This window comes from Halomonas getboli (assembly GCF_023094245.1).
GTDB classification, from domain to species: domain Bacteria; phylum Pseudomonadota; class Gammaproteobacteria; order Pseudomonadales; family Halomonadaceae; genus Halomonas; species Halomonas getboli.
In genome coordinates this window covers 616,802-633,717 of record NZ_JALMEW010000001.1, presented here as the reverse complement: position 1 = coordinate 633,717, position 16,916 = coordinate 616,802, and the positions used below count along the sequence as shown (strand labels likewise).

Annotated in this window: 14 protein-coding genes; 1 reads left to right on the top strand and 13 read right to left on the bottom strand. The window is 54.0% G+C overall.

The genetic code is table 11. The features are described from left to right. Positions 1-54: 54 nt before the first annotated feature. The 11 genes from MYL53_RS03110 to MYL53_RS03060 all read right to left on the bottom strand — a co-directional run bounded on the left by MYL53_RS03110 (position 55) and on the right by MYL53_RS03060 (position 14,574). Entirely contained in the window at positions 55-1,365 is a 1,311-nt protein-coding gene (locus tag MYL53_RS03110) for an O-antigen ligase family protein (protein WP_247851961.1), read from the bottom strand. A gap of 304 nt (positions 1,366-1,669) precedes the next feature. Then, positions 1,670-3,016 (bottom strand): UDP-glucose dehydrogenase family protein, encoded by a 1,347-nt coding sequence (locus MYL53_RS03105; RefSeq protein WP_247851960.1) that lies wholly within the window; start codon positions 3,014-3,016, stop codon positions 1,670-1,672. Positions 3,017-3,122: 106 nt separating this feature from the next. Further along, the gene (locus MYL53_RS03100) at positions 3,123-4,127 is read right to left on the bottom strand and encodes an NAD-dependent epimerase (protein ID WP_247851959.1); all 1,005 of its coding nucleotides are present in this window, start codon (positions 4,125-4,127) and stop codon (positions 3,123-3,125) included. 27 nt (positions 4,128-4,154) lie between these two features. After that, positions 4,155-4,913 carry a glycosyltransferase family 2 protein gene (locus tag MYL53_RS03095; protein WP_247851958.1) on the bottom strand — a complete coding sequence of 253 codons (759 nt, stop codon included), beginning with the start codon at positions 4,911-4,913 and terminating at the stop codon, positions 4,155-4,157. Positions 4,914-4,950: 37 nt separating this feature from the next. Continuing rightward, on the bottom strand, positions 4,951-6,057 hold the full coding sequence (locus tag MYL53_RS03090; protein WP_247852380.1) for a glycosyltransferase: 1,107 nt from the start codon (positions 6,055-6,057) through the stop codon (positions 4,951-4,953). Further along, positions 6,044-7,237 carry an O-antigen ligase family protein gene (locus tag MYL53_RS03085; protein ID WP_247851957.1) on the bottom strand — a complete coding sequence of 398 codons (1,194 nt, stop codon included), beginning with the start codon at positions 7,235-7,237 and terminating at the stop codon, positions 6,044-6,046. Before MYL53_RS03085 ends, MYL53_RS03090 begins: the two co-directional genes overlap by 14 nt. A 3-nt stretch (positions 7,238-7,240) precedes the next feature. Beyond that, positions 7,241-8,341 (bottom strand): polysaccharide pyruvyl transferase family protein, encoded by a 1,101-nt coding sequence (locus MYL53_RS03080; RefSeq protein WP_247851956.1) that lies wholly within the window; start codon positions 8,339-8,341, stop codon positions 7,241-7,243. A 61-nt stretch (positions 8,342-8,402) separates the two neighbouring features. Further along, a complete protein-coding gene (locus MYL53_RS03075; protein WP_247851955.1) occupies positions 8,403-8,954 on the bottom strand; it encodes an acyltransferase in 552 nt (183 codons plus the stop codon). Between the two features lie 3 nt (positions 8,955-8,957). Then, the gene (locus tag MYL53_RS03070; RefSeq protein ID WP_247851954.1) at positions 8,958-10,235 is read right to left on the bottom strand and encodes a lipopolysaccharide biosynthesis protein; all 1,278 of its coding nucleotides are present in this window, start codon (positions 10,233-10,235) and stop codon (positions 8,958-8,960) included. Between the two features lie 42 nt (positions 10,236-10,277). After that, complete coding sequence (locus MYL53_RS03065; RefSeq protein ID WP_247851953.1) at positions 10,278-11,564, bottom strand: sugar transferase; 1,287 nt, start codon at positions 11,562-11,564, stop codon at positions 10,278-10,280. A gap of 853 nt (positions 11,565-12,417) precedes the next feature. Then, positions 12,418-14,574 (bottom strand): polysaccharide biosynthesis tyrosine autokinase, encoded by a 2,157-nt coding sequence (locus MYL53_RS03060; RefSeq protein ID WP_345740348.1) that lies wholly within the window; start codon positions 14,572-14,574, stop codon positions 12,418-12,420. Positions 14,575-14,720: 146 nt separating this feature from the next. Here MYL53_RS03060 and MYL53_RS03055 point away from each other — a divergent pair, with 146 nt between their 5' ends. After that, the gene (locus MYL53_RS03055) at positions 14,721-15,062 is read left to right on the top strand and encodes a four helix bundle protein (protein WP_247851951.1); all 342 of its coding nucleotides are present in this window, start codon (positions 14,721-14,723) and stop codon (positions 15,060-15,062) included. 135 nt (positions 15,063-15,197) lie between these two features. Here MYL53_RS03055 and MYL53_RS03050 read toward each other — a convergent pair whose 3' ends face one another. Then, a complete protein-coding gene (locus MYL53_RS03050; RefSeq protein ID WP_247851950.1) occupies positions 15,198-15,635 on the bottom strand; it encodes a low molecular weight protein-tyrosine-phosphatase in 438 nt (145 codons plus the stop codon). After that, positions 15,635-16,765 carry a polysaccharide export protein gene (locus MYL53_RS03045; protein ID WP_247851949.1) on the bottom strand — a complete coding sequence of 377 codons (1,131 nt, stop codon included), beginning with the start codon at positions 16,763-16,765 and terminating at the stop codon, positions 15,635-15,637. Before MYL53_RS03045 ends, MYL53_RS03050 begins: the two co-directional genes overlap by 1 nt. Between the last annotated feature and the right edge of the window lie 151 nt (positions 16,766-16,916).

Sequence of the window (16,916 nt, the reverse complement as noted above, 5' to 3'; positions counted from 1 at the left end):
CCCGTCCGGTGAACTCACCTTCCGCCAGGGCCTGGCGCCGGCGACATTAGGTGCTCATCGATTAACCGGCTGGGAGATGGCCCCACATCGAGCCTCTTCTCCCCGTAGCAGCACCCAGCACGCGAGGCTCAGCCCCAGGAATCCGCTCAGGCCGCGCACATCGCGCAGCATCGACTGGGTCAGCCCGAAATCGATGAAGGCCAGTGACACCATCAGCCCCGCGGCGGCCAGTATCTGAATGCCGGCATTGCCATGGGCCAACCGCCGCGAGAACAGAAAGATCGGCACGCCATACAGCAGCAACAGACTGGCCAAGCCCAGCAGGCCACGGCGAGCCGTGGTATCGATGATGTCACTATGCAGCTGATCATAGGCGCTCACGCCGGGGTGCAGCTCACCCGCCGCTACCATCGCGTCTCGAGCGGCTTCCAGCTGGCCTTCGCCCCAGCCGGTCACCGGGCGTTCCTGAAACAGCGCCCAGCCGCTGCGCCACATTTCCAGGCGCAGCCCCACGGAGCTACCGCGCTGATCCTGCTGCCAGTACTGCTGGACGTTATCCACCGCCAGCGTAACGCGGTCGATGACGCCTGACTGCGGCAGAACCACCACGCTCGCCAGCAGCAGCGAAACCGCCAACATGCCGCCCTGCCACCAACGCTGAAGCGCCGCCCCCAGCACCTCGCGCCCCGTGCGATAGCACAGCCACAGCAGCAGCGGCGCCGACAGCCATCCGCCACGCGTGCCGGACAGCAGAGAGGCCAGGATGCCCGACATAGCGGCGCCCACGGCCAGCGCCACGCCAAACCTGCGCCAACGGGCAGACAGGCCAGAGGCCCGTGCCCACCACAGCGCCGCCAGCAGCGACAGTCCACCCAGCAACAGAGACAGATTCCCGAAGGGAATGGCATTCATGCCGTTGTCGGCCCGGGACACGTCCAAGGCCAGCCGCTCGTAAAGGGCGATGCCGCCGACCGTCCAGGCCCCCAGACACACGCCGATCCACCAGTGCCATGGAAGCGGACGATGCCCGCGCAGCCAGATAAGAAGCGCCGCCGCCAGCACCGGCCACAGCGGCAAGAGAATCCCCTGGTTACCCTCCCCGACCGGCCAGGTGCCGGTGCGCCAGACATCCCATAGCCAGAGCCCGGCAAACGCCAGCAGGGCCAGGCACCACAGGCCATCTTCTCGATCGACAACGCCGAACCGCTTGAACACGCCGGGGCTTAATACCACCCCAACCACCGCCAACACGGCGACCGTCAGCGGCACCAGGGCATATCCCAGGCTCACGACGACCAACAGAGCGGCGAAGGCCGCCAGTAGCCAGGAGTTGAGTCGCTGCCAGTGCGACAGTGATGCCACCATCATCCTCTTTCCTCATCAATGGGGAATCGGCCCCATAATCACATGATGCCAAAGCTCGTCTGACATGCCTGGGGCGGCACCGTTCATGGCCGCGGCCAAGGGCGTCGATGTGGCTTCCGACATGATGACATCTCACTAACATCCACCTGGATGCCACTCCCACGCCGCCCGGGGTAACGACGGCAAGACCTCTCACGAGAACGGCGTCTCCCAGGCAACCCCAACAGCCCAAGTGGCCAGCCACAAACAACGGCGCCCGGCTCAGAGCACTGAGCCGGGCGCCGTCGCCATGAGTCGGAGAAGATCAGGTCGTCAGCGACACGAGCGAATCTCCTCGCCCCACGGCGTAGTACATCAGCCCTGCGCCCTTCACGGTTTCGGGGTCGAACAGATTACGGCCGTCGATCACCACCGGCATGACCAGTTGGTCTTTCAGCCAGGCGAAGTCGACAGTGCGGAACTCCTTCCATTCGGTGCAGATCACCAGCGCGTCGGCACCCTTCACCGCCTGGATACGATCGGCCACCAGCACCAGGTCATCGCGCTCGCCATAGATCCGGCGGCATTCCTTCATCGCCTCGGGGTCGTACGCCTGCACGGTGGCGCCGGCCGCCCACAGCGCTTCCATCAGCGTACGGCTGGGCGCATCGCGCATGTCATCGGTGTTGGGCTTGAACGCCAGGCCCCACAGGGCGATGGTCTTGCCGTTCAGGTCGCCGTCGAAGGCCTGGCTCAGCTTGGCGAACAGGGTGTCCTTCTGGCGCCGGTTCACGGCTTCCACGGCGGTGAGCAGCTCGGCCGGGTAGTCCACGTCACCGGCGGTACGAGCCAGCGCCTGCACGTCCTTGGGGAAGCATGAGCCGCCGTAGCCACAGCCCGGGTAGATGAAGTGATAGCCGATGCGCGGATCACTGCCGATGCCGCGGCGCACCTGCTCCACGTCGGCACCCAGGCGCTCGGCCAGATTGGCGATCTCGTTCATGAAGCTGATCTTGGTCGCCAGCATGGCGTTGGCCGCGTACTTGGTCAGCTCGGCGGCACGCACGTCCATGAACATCAGCTTTTCATGGTGGCGATTGTAAGGCGCGTAACACTCGCGCATCAGCTCGCGAACGCGCTCGGCCTCGGTGCCGACCACGATGCGGGCGCCGTGGGAAAAGTCCTCGATGGCGGCGCCTTCCTTGAGGAATTCGGGGTTGGAGCACACGTCGAAGTCGAGCTTCACGCCGCGCTGATCGAGGGCACTGGCAACCGCCGCCTGCACGCGATCGGCAGTCCCCACCGGCACCGTGGATTTGTCGACGACCACCTTATACGCGTCCATGTGTTCGCCGATGGTATTGGCCACCGCCAGCACATACGTCAGATCGGCACTGCCGTCTTCGTCCGGCGGCGTGCCCACGGCGATGAACTGAAGGGTACCGAAGGCCACGGCCGCCTTGGCATCGGTCGTGAACTGCAGGCGCCCCGCCTCGACGTTATGCCGCACCATCGACTCGAGCCCCGGCTCGTAAATGGGGATCTCGCCATCGCGCAGCCGGGCGATCTTGCCCTCGTCCACGTCCATGCACATCACCTCGTGACCCACATCGGCCAGGCAGGTGCCGGTGACCAGGCCAACGTAGCCCGTACCGAAGATGGTGATTTTCATTCCTTTGACTCCCTTGCGCGCTACTGCTGACCGTTCTTCTACTCAGCCTTCTATTGCCAAAGATGGCATAAGCACTTTGAAATATATAGATCAAATAGGGCTGAAATCAGATTTGATAGTATGAGCGGTACCAATCGACAAATCGGCGCGCGCCCTCTTCCACGCCGACCTGAGGGCGATAGCTGGTAGCCTCGAACAAAGCCTGAGTATCAGCGAAGGTACGCGGCACGTCTCCGGGCTGCATCGGCATGAAATTGTATTCGGCCGTCTTGCCCGTCGCGGCTTCTACGGCATGCACGAAGTCCATCAGGCTCACCGGGCTCCCGTGCCCGATGTTGTAAAGGGCATAAGGCGCACCGCTGGTGTCTGGCGCCTCATGAGACGTACCAGCGTCATCACGACCGGGCACAAAATCCAGGATACGTACCACGCCTTCGACGATATCGTCGATGTAGGTGAAGTCGCGTGACATGTCACCGTGGTTGAAGACGTCGATCGGCCGCCCTTCCAGAATCGCCTTGGTGAACTTGAACATCGCCATGTCCGGACGCCCCCAAGGGCCATAGACGGTGAAGAACCGCAAGCCGGTCGTGGGGATGTCGTAAAGGTGCGAATAGGTATGCGCCATCAGCTCATTGGCCTTCTTGGTGGCCGCATAGAGACTGACGGGGTGATCCACGTTATCCGAGGTAGCGAAGGGTACCTTGTCGTTCATGCCATAGACAGAGCTGGACGACGCATACACGAGATGCTCGACGCCGTGATGGCGACACCCCTCCAGCACGTTGAGATGCCCAATCAAATTCGAGTCGGCATAGGCGTGAGGGTTCTCAAGCGAGTAGCGAACCCCGGCTTGAGCCGCCAGATGTATCACCCGGTCGAAGTCGTATTCGGCAAACAGGGCTGCCATGCCCTTTCGATCAGCCAGGTCGAGTTCGACAAAGGTGATATCGTCGCAATCAGCAAGATCGTCCAAACGGGCCTGCTTGAGAGACACATCGTAATAATCGTTAAGGTTATCGATGCCGACGATTTGGAGGCCTTGAGCTGAGAGATTTTTGGCCACAGCATGGCCTATAAATCCGGCCACACCAGTAACTAGGATAATCATGAGGAAATCTCAATATTGAGCAACAAGCTACCTTCTGAAGAACATCATTCTCCGAAAGACACCTTGCGCAGCATAATTCAAAAAGAAATATACGCTTTTAAACAGATTAAGCCCTTCAATCTCTCGATAAACCTTCCACTGATAACAAGCAGCAACTTTTTTATCTGAAGAAATAGAACCTTTTCGCACAGTATACTCAGCCAAGACATGCGGAACTCCATAAGCATACTGAGTAACCTTCAAAAGGCGCAACCAAAGAGCCAAATCTTGTCGCTTGCGTATTAAAGGCATCTCGACTTTGCCAAGCACACTTGTATCATAAACCACAGTCAAACACCCAATGGAACATGATTTCAATATATCATTATAAGCAGCTTTCTCCGGGGCTTTAACTACACCAATCTCGTCACCAAGTTCGTCCACTCTCCTATATGAAGAAAAAACAAATGAAGCATTATTTTTTTTCATGAAATCAAGCTGTGTTTTCAACTTTCCAGGAAGCCATAAGTCATCTGAATCCAGGAAGGCAATATATCGACCTTTTGCTTTGCTAATAGCATGATTCCTGGCAACAGCTGCGCCTTTATTTTCCTCAAAGGCATGCACTCTTACCCTGGCATCTTCCCCAATTTTTTCTTTCACTAGGGATAGAGATGCATCAGATGAAGCATCGTCAACTACAAGCAACTCCCAGTCTAAAAAGGTCTGATCAAAAACAGAGTCAATTGCTCGCCCAACGTAATCCTCAGAATTATGAATGGGCATTACGATACTGACCTCTGGCATAACCCCTCCAAAAATTCAAAAAAACATAACGATTATGTCACTTGCCACTCAGATCTCTCATGTTTTGATAGAAAACCTTGGCTGCCTCGTCCCAGCAAAAATTTTGGCTAGCACATAGAAAAGAATTCTCAGACTTCTTCTTATAAGACTCTCCGTCAAGACTGACCGCTCTAATTATACCTTCAGAAACTTCACTAGCTTCTTTTCCAATGTCAAACCCAGCGTCATACTCATTTATGTATGAAACTAAATTTGTACCTTTGGATACCAACACGGGAACCCCTAAAGCCATAGCATCCATTACGGCCTGAGGCTGACCTTCATAACGGGAGGTGTGAAGAAAAAAATCACACCTTCGATAGAACTCATCCTTTTCGGCCCCAAATAAAGGACCATTAACTTCAACCAAATCACCAATGCCAAGACCAGATATTAACTTTTTAATCTTTTCTTTTCCATTACGATAATCGGGGCCATACAAAACAATTCTACACTTCTTATCTCTCATAAAACTAGAGCATTCAAACAAAGCCTTCAGAAGAATATCCAAACCTTTATGGTGAGTATCATATCGACCTAAAAAGCCAAGTACAATTTCGCCACCATTGACCATGGCTTCTTTTAAAACCGGCTTAGGCAAAAAGCCATCACTACTTTTGCTATAAACCCCATTAGGACAAAAAAAAGGCACCCCTTTCCGAAAAAACCGAGAAGAGTTTTCATATTCTTCACGAGTTAAAAAGTGCAAACCGGATGCCTGCTGAACAAATCGCCGTCCTTTAAGAAGATTGAAAGCCTTTTTTTTGAAATAAGACTTTCTTAGACCTTCCTTCATAAAAGAACTTCTAGGCGAAATAAAGTATGGAACACCTGCTTTTACTAAACTCCGCCCCATAGACACGGATTTTGTGCTATAAAAAGACGAAAAAACCACGGCATCATACTGAATGATTTTTCTTAAACAGGCGGAAGAAACTTTCTGCTCATTGAAGACAAACTCGCAATCTTCAGAAAGGCTAAAAACATCTGAGACAACGCCATTGATTAAATTCAAAGACCTAGACAAACAGGTAACAGAATTACGAGGCCCTGTCACTCGGTTACTATAAAAATCACCAACATGCGCTATTTTAAACACAGCCACCTCGGTCAAAAGAAAAATAACCATCCTTTACAACAAAACAGGAAAACAACAATGAGGCCGAAAGCGAAAAAACGGGATAATTATACAAAAGATCTCCTGAAACTAGAGCACCAAAGAAAATTCCTAGGTAAGGGAAAACGACCCAACACCTCATGATACTTTTCAAGCAGAACAACCCATAAGAAAGATAAGAAAATAACGCTAAGAAAGAAAACAGCAACCCGCCATAAGCAAGCGCCTCAACAAAAAAACTATGAGGATAATAACCAAAGTTAGCGATATATTCTAAACTCCCCCTCCCCAAGAAAAGAGATAGACCTTGTCCTGAAAAAAAATAATCGATGGATGTTTTGTAAAAACTCACCCTGGCAGCTTCACTATTGTTATCTAAATTAAAGTAAATCAATCTCCATATAACGTCATAGTAAGAATAAAAAACATAAGCGAGAAGGCTAGAGACCAGCATATAAAAAACAAAGCTCTTCAAAAAAGCAAACCGCTTCCCGAAAAACTCCTTCTTGTTTATCACCAAGTAGAGTAATGATAAAAAAGCGGACAACAGAGCACCACGTGAACCTGTAGCAGTAATACACAATGAAAAAAGAACAAAAAGCAGCCAAAACTGCCCGCTTAGAGCCACTCCTGAATCGCCTTTATTTAAAAATATCGACAAAGTTGAAAGCGCAAAAATGAAAACATAAATCCTATAAAGAACATTCGGACCGAACAAAATATGAGCCCGACCGTTCTCAAATAAAATCGAATAAAGCGAAAAAATAGACAACAAAAAAAGCACAAACAAGCACAAAAAATAAAAGAAACCAGGCCTTTTGAAAAAACATGGAAGAACGTAAATCACATTTACATACAGCACCGTAAAGGCAAATGCATTTGCATAAAACGCTCCGGAAAAAGCTTCATTAAAAAAAAGCGGAGACAACAAGCATACCAAGGATGCCTGGGAATAAAACTCACTCTTTTTATACTGTATTTTAAAAATAAATCGAAGAGCTATGATAAAAAACCAACACAGGTAGAAAGCTGGGATACTTTCTAAAACAACGAAGTCACTAACAAAAGTTGCCGCAAGAACCGAAAAAAACAATACTGTGCAAATAAACTGATCTTTTATTCCCAGCATTGCCCCCCTCCCCTCAGCTAAGAAGAAAAAAATAGCCACCTCTCATGCTTTACTGTTATCAATAAATTCTTCTAGGACTTCCCATGTTTCACTTGCCATAGACTTCACTTTGGACGGGATCTTAGCAGGGAGGACATCATCACTCAAAAACATTTCAAGAGAGCGTTCCAGTTGAAGACTATTAACAGAGTGTATCTCTCTGTGTAACTCCCTTCTTCCAATCTGATCGTAAAACCGTTTCGTTTTAGGATGAGACGCAAACGACAAAACTCTCTTTTCAAGTACAGCCGCACATATACCGACATGCAGCTTAGTTGTTATAACATAGTCCGACTCGTCTATCTCTTCCAACAATCTCTTTGGGCCGGTGAATGGTTTGCATTCAACATCTTTGACATTTAGCCAAGAGAAAAAATCCTGCTCTTTATTGAAAGAGTTATCCGAAATAGCTACCACTTTCAAAGCAGGGAACTTTTGCAAAACTTTATTGGCAGATGAAGCTATCATCTTTCTTTGAAACTGGTCGTTCGCAGTGCCGGGGAGGTGGATAACTAACCTTCTTTGATTATCACCTGAAAACTCCTTTAGATCAGACCTCTCAACTCCCACTGCATCATATAGTTCGGACTTTTCTAGAGAAAGAACTGCATCAGCAACAAGATCTACCTCTCTCATCCCACTATAATCGTTATAAAAATCAACTGACTCAGCATCTCTAAAACAAACACGTGAAGCTTTATTTACTACATAAATAGCTGGCAATCTATACCAAAGCAGTGATAACGACCCAAAACCAGTGGCCAAAATTGCGTATTTTCTCTTTAAAGCGGCTGATAAAACCCCGACCCAAAGGTGACGCAATAGTAAATTAACACCCCACTTATTTTTCTTATGCTTGCGCTCTCCGAAGTAGCCGCCGCCACAGTATATGAATGGATTTCTTGGATTAACTTTATCAAAAAAGCTTGCTTTTTCAATACCGCAAAAGGAAGCAGCATGGCTACTAACATTAGAGCCAAGAATTTGCAAGCCAGCGTCTAGCTCTTTCACTTTCTTAGAAAAGATAGATAGAAGCAATGTGTCTCCAAAATTTTCATTCTGGAATGCACCATGCAATATGATTTTTTCTTTCCGGTTGGACATATTCAATCTTATGGCTAAGGTTTAAATATAATAATCAAGTCATTAAGCGCAGACAGAAAGTTTATAACTTCAAATAACTACCATTTCTAACAAGTTCTATAGTGTGACGATCATCTCTCGACCCAACAACTCTTTGAGAAGCACCAACCACGATTTCTCCAGGACCAACATCCTTTGTGACAGTTGCCCCCATTCCAATTATCGCCCCATCACCAATTGTCACACCTTGCAGAATGTTCGAATTCATTCCAACCCAGACATAACTGCCAATATTTATAGGTTTTACAATATCTTGCCTATCATATGGCAACAATTTCCCGTTTTTATTGTGGTTAACTGTATGTATTGTTACGTTTCTTGAAATATGGGTATAATCTCCAACAAAGACGCCGCCAGTAGCTCTTATGAAAAAACCTCTGCCAATATAAACATGGCATCCAAGAATTAGTTTTTCTGGGTCAATAATATCTCCACCACCTTCAAAAACGCAACGCTCACCTTTATTTTTAACACGTCTAATATAGGCCAAGCCTTCAGCTTTTCGCCACAAAGGCTTTATTTTCACAACGGGATAAAAGCATATCCCAATTATTTTTTTCGACAACAATTTCATAAATCATTCCAAGGGATCAGAAAGTCGCTTCTTTGCTACAAAAAATATAACAGTCATGAAAAACGAATAGTAAAATACTAGCAGGAAAGAGAACAAAAGAATCAGCCTTATCGGATCAAAACTAAAGAAATAGGCCGAAGAAAACACAAGCGCAACCATTAAGGCACGAAGCAAGTTTAAAGCAAGATTCAATTTCTGGAGATTAAAAACACTGAATATATTTACCAAAGATGTTGAGACAAACTGCGGAACTAAGAAAATAGCTAGCAAGGAGCAGTACTCCCCAGCAGTAGACCATTCTTCTCCAAAAAAAACTGTAAAAGCTTTTCCACTAAAAAAATACAACAACAATGAAGGGACAACCCCGAACAATGTAGATTTTACCGCGACAGATTTTGTAATCTCATAGATTTTTTTTGGGTTTTCACGGCCAACTCTAGCAATTTCACCATAATATGCTTGACCAGCTGTTTTCCCAAGCAAGGTGATTGGTAAACCGACAGCCAACATTGCCAAACCAAACTGGCCAGTTTCAAAACTCCCGTAAAGCATCGAAAAAAAGAGTAAAGGTGACTGAGATGAAAACACAAACAAAAACTGCGCCGGAAGTCTAAAAAAGGGATATTCCTTATAATACAAAAAAAGAAACTTCATCCTTTTTTTTGAGAATGAGCTATAGCTTTCCTTGAGATCGGAAAAAAAACTCTTTGCAAGCAGCGGGGAGCCTCCTGCAAGTTGAAAAACATGGCCCGACATTAGGCTCATTGGAGTTGGATATAAAAACCCGAAAACAACTTTAACAGCAGTGCCAGCAGCCATTTGCAACATTTGGCTTTGTGCTATTAATGAAAATTTTTTTTTGCGCGTGCTCCAGAAAGTTAACAGCTCATATGAACTCGCGAAAAGTATACCTAAGAACGCCAACCACCAATACTTACTAAGCTCAGAGATATTTAAAATTTCGAAAAGCGAACTAGAAAAAAACCAAAGAAAAACCCCCAAAGGCACTGAAAGTAAAAAAAGTAAAAAACATGCCAGGAGAAAAATATCGAAAGCAAGTTTTTCACTTTTGGGAAGAGGTACGGCAACAGCATAACGCAGTGTCATCAATGGTGCAGCCATTGTCACAACGGCTGTAAATATTGATAAAACACCAAAGTCTTCAGGGCTATATAGCCTAGTTAACACTGGGATAGCAGCAAGGCCTATTAACTTTGCCGCTCCAGAACCAAATGCTAAGACAAGCATATTCCTAAAAACGCTTTTCTCTTTATTTTTCAAACCTTCACCTTGAGAAAGGAAAATAAAAACTTTAAAGAGATGCTATCGAGAACCAGACCCAGTAACCAACGTTTTGAGCGTGCGGAATGCAATCAAAACATCAAGCCAGAACGAGAAGTTCTTAATATAATAGAAGTCATACTCGAGCTTACGGATCATGCCTTCCACTTCGGCGGCATAGCCTTGCTCCACTTGGGCCCAGCCAGAAATGCCAGGGCGAACGACGTGGCGATAGTGGAAGAACGGCACGTCTTTCTCATACCAGTCTGCCAGATTCATGGATTCGGGACGCGGACCAATCAGGCTCATATCGCCCTTGAGCACGTTGAACAGCTGGGGCAGCTCGTCGATGCGGTACTTGCGAATGACATTGCCGACGCGAGTGATGCGAGGGTCCTCTCCTTCTACCGTAAAGCCCGCGCCCTTCTGGTCCGTATACATGCTGCGGAACTTGTAGACGGTAAAGGGCCGGCAATGGAAACCCATGCGCTGCTGCTTGAAGATGGCAGGGCCAGGGCTGTCCATTCGGATCGCCACGGCCGTGATAGACATAATCGGCAACAGGATGGGCATCAGCACCAGGGCTGCCAGGAAGTCGAGCCCGCGCTTGATGACTTCGTAGCCTTCATCGGGCTGCAGGCTACCGTAGCGGTTCTCGTAGAGGTGGCCCAGCTGCACGCGGCCGCTCAGCATCTCGAAGGCACTCGTAGCGTGATAGACGGGAATACGGTGGATGGTGCAATCAGCGAGGAAGCGTTCCCATTCCTCGGGCATGTCACCGCGCAGGTCGGCGACGACACCATCGATGCGGGTCTGATCGAGATCAGGCGCGTCAAGCACTCGCCAGTCCACACCGTGGTTATGACAAAGCTCCGGTGCCTTGCCAAACGGCACCACGGCCAGCTTGGGAATGCGGTAGCGGGAGCCAATGAGATAGCCGCCACCGCAGTACACCAGCGCGACCAGATAGCTGATGAAAACGTGCAGAACGGAATATTCGATGCCAAGAGCCACCAGTACCAGGATCAGCAGGCCGTAGCAGATACTGATGCTGGGAATGATCAGTAGGGAGGCTTTGGTACCGGGAAGGCGGGCAAGGCGCTGTACCGCATTGATCGATACGGCATAGGCAATAACGGTGCCGGTCAGCGCTGCCCAGAGAGCGGCGGGAGCCTGCTGCCAGAAGCCCCATCCCCAGTGCCAGAGGGCAGGAAGGAGGACGGCAACGCAGAGGCCGAGGAGCAGTTGGAGTTTGTAGCTGAAAAGCAGGCGTTCGAAGAACCGGGAATGCCGTCGTTGGCGTTCCAGCGGTGGATTGATGGTTTCCATACGTATCCCTTGCTCATCATGAGCTCATAAAACGTGTTGTTCACGGTCCCTATGTTCTTGTTATATGCAGGCTGTTGGTAAGTGCTGGCGTTTTGCCCTTCCCTAAAGGGCAGCCGGCACTTGGGCCTGTGGCGTTGCGTTTTTTGGTGCTTGGTTGGTGGTTCGTCTGGTGTCGGGCAGGCTCTGTGTTTGCTTGCTGGCCTTGATGCGAGCTTCGCTGGTGCGTCTTGACGGGTCTGACCCCGGGCCGGTGGCGTGCCGGGCTGGTGGGCCGTTGTATGACTTTGAGACTCGGCCGGGGTCTGACCCCGTGGCTTTGTTGCTGGCCTCGGTGCGTGCCTCGGTGGTGCGTCTTGACGGGTCAGACCCCGGAGCGGTGGCGTTGCCAGGCTGGCGGGCCGTTGTGTGGCTGTCAGGCTCCACCGGGGTCTGACCCTGTGGCTTTGTTGCTGGCCTCGCCTTGGGCTTGCTTCGGTGGCTCGTCTTGACGGGTCAGCCCCCGGAGCCGTGGCGTGCCGGGCTGGCGGGCCGTTGTATGGCTGTCAGGCCCCGCCGGGGTCTGACCCTGTGGCTTTGATGCTGGCCTCGGTGCGTGCTTAGGTGGCGCGTCTTGACGGGTCAGACCCCGGAGCAGTGGCGTGCCGGGCGGGTGGGCCGTTGTATGGCTTTCAGGCTCCGCCGGGGTCTGACCCTGTGGCTTTGATGCTGGCCTCGCCTTGGTGTTGTTTCGGTGGTGCGTCTTGACGGGTCAGACCCCGGAGCGGTGGCTTGCCGGGCTGGCGGGCCGCTGTATGGCTGTCAGGCTCCGCCGGGGTCTGACCCTGTGGCTTTGTGGCTGGTATCACGAACGGGCTTATTTGTAGGCGTAGTTGTAGTAGCCGTAGCCGTAGCTGGTGGCGGCCTTGCGTTCCATGGCGTTGAGGATGGCGCCCTTGACCGGGACGCCAGTGGTTTCGAGGCGTCGCTTGGCGATTTCCAATTCCTTCACCGGATTCATCTGGAAACGCGTGACCATCAGAGTGGTGCCGCACTGCTTGCCGATCACCGCGGCGTCGGTCACGGCGAGGATCGGCGGGGTGTCGATGACGATCAGGTCGTAGCGCTCGCGGATATCGGCCAGGAACTGGCTGAAGCGTTCCTGCATCAGCAGCTCGGAAGGGTTGGGCGGGGCGCTGCCGCGGGAGATGTAGTCCAGCCCGTCGATGTGGCCGCTGCGGGTCACGTCGGCCAGCGCGGCCTTGCCGGAGAGCAGTTCGGACAGGCCGCCTTCGCTGCGGCCGCCGAAGGCGTGGTGCACGTGCCCCTTGCGCATGTCGGCGTCGACCACCAGCACCTTCTGCCCGGCCTGGGCACACACGGCGGCGAGGTTGATGGAGACGAAGCTCTTGCCGATGCCCGGGCTCGGGCCGGTGATCGCCAGCAGGTTGTTGCCGGCTTCCAGCATCGCGAAGTGCAGGCTAGTGCGCAGGCCGCGAATCGCTTCGATGGCGGTGTCCGCCGGGGCCCGCTCGGCCAGGATGCCGGTGCTGATGTCCTGGCCGCCCTTGTCGTTGCGGCGCTTGATGCGCTTGACCAGCTTGCTCTGCTCGTCGGAGAGCGGCACCGTGGCGTAGACCGGGATGCCGGCATCCTCGATCTGTTCGGGTGACTCCACGCCGCGGCGCAACAGCCCGCGCACCAGCACCAGGCCCACCGAGAGCATGCCACCCAGCAGGGTGGCCAGCACCACGATCAGCGGCTTCTTGGGCTCGACCGGCTTGGGCTGTACCGCGGCCTCGTCCAGAATGCGCACGTTGCCGACGGTGCTGGCCCGGGCGATCTTCATCTCCTGCACCTTGTTGAGCAGCTGGACGTAGACCTCCTGGTTGACCTTCACGTCGCGGCTCATGCGCAGCACCTGCTGCTGCGTCTCGGGCAGGGTATCGACCTTGTCCTCGAGGTTGTCGCGCTCGTCCTGCAGCTGCTGCTTCTTCTCGAGCAGCGCCTGGTAGGTCGGATGGCTCTTGGTGAAGCGCCGCGAGATCTCCGCTTCCTTGAACGACAGCTCGTTGAGCTGCTTCTCGATATCCACGATGCGGTCGAGCAGCGACTGGGTCTCCATGGAAAGGTCGACGCTGTCGCGCTGGGTGCGGTACTGGTTGAGCTGGTCTTCCGCGCTGCGCAGCTGCTCGCGCACCTTGGGCGTCTGCTGCTCGAGGAATTCGAGGCTCTTCTCGGCCTCGGCGGCCTGGCGCTGCACGTTCTGGGTCAGATAGACCTCGCTGATCGCATCCAGCACACGGGCCGCGCGCTGCGGGTCGGTATCGCTCAGCGACAGGTCCAGCAGGCCGCTGTCCTTGCCCTGCTGGCTGACGCCGAAGCGCGAGCGCAGCTCGTTGATCACCGCCAGTCGCGAGGACTTCTGCAGGGTGAAGGTCGCGCCCTCCCCGGCCTGCAGCTCGGCGACGCGCAGCTGCACGCTGCCGTCCAGAAACGACTCGTCGGTGCCGGCCTGCCCCTCGCCGAGGGCCTTGCCGTCCAGGCTCAGCCGGTAACGGTCCTCGCCGAGCACGGTCAGCTCGAACGGCTCATCGATGAACGCCGGCGAGACCTGGAACTGGCCGACGTTGATCTGCTCGCCGGCCCACACGCTGGCATCGGCGAACCCCGGGCGCTCCATGCCGTGGCGCACCAGGAAATCGCCCACCACCGGGAAGCGCTCCGGGGTCACCTGCAGCGTCAGCTGCTGCTGATCCACCGCACGCCCCAGCACCATCCGCGAGCGCAGGATGCCTACTTCGGTGTCCGCCGACGGCTCCTCGCCGAGGATCGACTTCACGTCCTCCAGTGGGTTGCTCATGCCGGCCTTCTTCTCCACCTGCACCAGCGCATCGGCGCGATACACCGGCGTCGCCAGCAGCGCATAGGCCACGCCCACCACGGCAAACGCCGCCGTGATGCCGATGATCCACCACTTGTGGTCAAGCAGCAGGCCGAACAGGCGACCCAGGTCGATTTCGTCGTCGGCCACGGAAGCGGACGATCGGGCTTGCGAAGAGCTCAGGTGGGAGTCAGTCATATTGGGTACTTTACATCGCGCGCCAAGCTACAAGCGCCAAGCCGCCAAGCTAGCAAGTGCTATCTTGAAGGCTCGATGGCGCCATCGGATTGGCAAAAATGAAATTTGAGGATTTATTGGTCTGGAAGCGATCTGCCAAGCTTTGCGTGGAAGTTTATCAACAGTTTGATAAATCGCGTGACTTCGGATTCAAGGATCAAATCACAAGATCCGCCCTATCTATTGTCAGCAACATCGCCGAAGGCTATGAAAGAGACAGTGACCGTGATCGCGTCAAGTTTCTGAGCTACGCCAAGGGATCATGTGCTGAACTCAGAGCACAAATCTATATCGGTATCCAGATCGGTTATATAGACAGATCTCTTGGTCAGCAATGGGCCGAGGAAACACGAGATATTTCCAGAATGCTCTACGGCCTGATGGCCAAGATGCGGCGCTAACGCTCTCATCCGCTGGACCACTCGTCACTTGGCCACTCGTGCTCGGCTGCTCGGCTGCTCGGCTGCTCGGCTGCTCGGCTGCTTGGCTGCTTGGCCGCTCGGCGCCTGGCCGCTTGGCCGCTTGGCGCTTGTAGCTCAGACCCTCGCCACCCACGAATCCGTCGCCTCCTTCAACATCCGATGCACGTGTTCGAAGGCTTCACGGCTCTTGCGGTAAGGATCGGGAATCTCGACGCCCTTGCCGCCGTCGAGCCAGCGACCGATCAGCATCGTCTTACCCAGGGCCGCGGGCGCCATCTCGCCGATGGCACGGCGCTGCCCTTCGCTCATCACCAGGATGAGATCGGCGCGCTGCAGCATGTCCTGGCTGATCTGACGCGCCTTGTGTTCGGCGACGTCCAGGCCTTCGGCTTCGGCGAGCTCTCGGGCCGTAGGCTCCACGCCCTGGCCCACCAGGGCGCCGAGCCCGGCGGATTCTACATTCTTATCCGGCAGGGAAGCCTTGAGCATGGCCTCCCCCACGGGGCTGCGGCAGATGTTGCCGGTGCAGACGACGAGCAGGTGATGAAACATCAGAAGTCATCCCGCAGGTCGTTGGCATCACGCGCGGTACGCGTGACCTGATAAAGCGCGGTGACCGTCGGCAGCAGCTGGTTGATGGTGCGGTTCCAGCGGCCCAGCGAGGTGGTCGTCACGTAGACCACGTCAGAGGGCTCGAGGCGGAACCGGGTGCCGAGCACCATGGCCGCCGCGTTGTGGGCGTCCAGCTGATAGACGGTGGCCAGCTTGTCCTGGCGCTGGGTGTTGCGGCGGAACACGAAGATGCCACTGGCGTCGGCCTGGGCCTCGTTGAAGCTGCCGGCACGGCTCAGCGCCTCGGTCAGGGTGATCGGCGAGCGTCCCATCGGCAGCGCCTGGGGCTCGCCGACCTCGCCCATCACGAACACCTGCTGCGCGCCGAGGTCCGGCACGTTCAGGATGTCGTTGTCCTGAAGCAGGATATCGTTGGCCAGCTCGCCCCGATGGAGCATGTCATAGACGTCGAGGGTGCGCGTCTCTCCGTCGCGGGTCAGCTGCACCTGGTGCCAGTTGGCCTGGGGGGCGAGGCCGCCGCTCATGCTGATCGCATCCAGCACCGTCATCGGCACGTTAGTGATCGGCAGCCGCCCGGGTTCGCTCACCTCGCCGGTCACCAGCACGTCCTGGGAGGCGTAGTCGGCGATGCGCACTTCCACCTGGGGCGCGGCAATGAATTCCGCCAGCCGGCGGGAGATGGTACGGCGAACCTCGGAGACCGTCTGCCCTTCCACCTCCACCGATCCGATGTAGGGGTAATAGATGGTGCCGTCCGGCTGCACGGTATTGCCGGACTCGGCCGCGCTGCGCTCGCTGCCGGCGGGGATAGTCAGCTCGGGGTGGTCATAGACGATGATGCTGAGCACATCGCCTTTGCCGATGCGGTAGTCGTAGGCGTCCAGGGCGGCGCGCTGGGCCTCGCTCACCTGCTTCAGCGTCTGGTCATCCGGACCCCCCTCCTGGCTGGCGATCAAGCCCAGGGTGATCGGTTCCACATCGACGAGATCGTCGACCGGCGCGCTCTCGACGTCGGCATCGAAATCGCTACCCGGGGCGAAGGCGCAACCGGAGAGCCAGGCCACGCTGAGCAGGCTCACCAGGAGTTTGAGAGGCGTTGAATGACGCATGCGGACTGCCTGTATTGAGTACTAGTGTTGTCATCAGGGCACGCTACCGCCCCGAGGTGTCATGGCGCATCCCCGAGGCCTGCCAGCAATTGGCAACGTGCCAAAATTTCGATTTTGGTCATTAAGAATGAAAAGCTTGCGGATCATACAT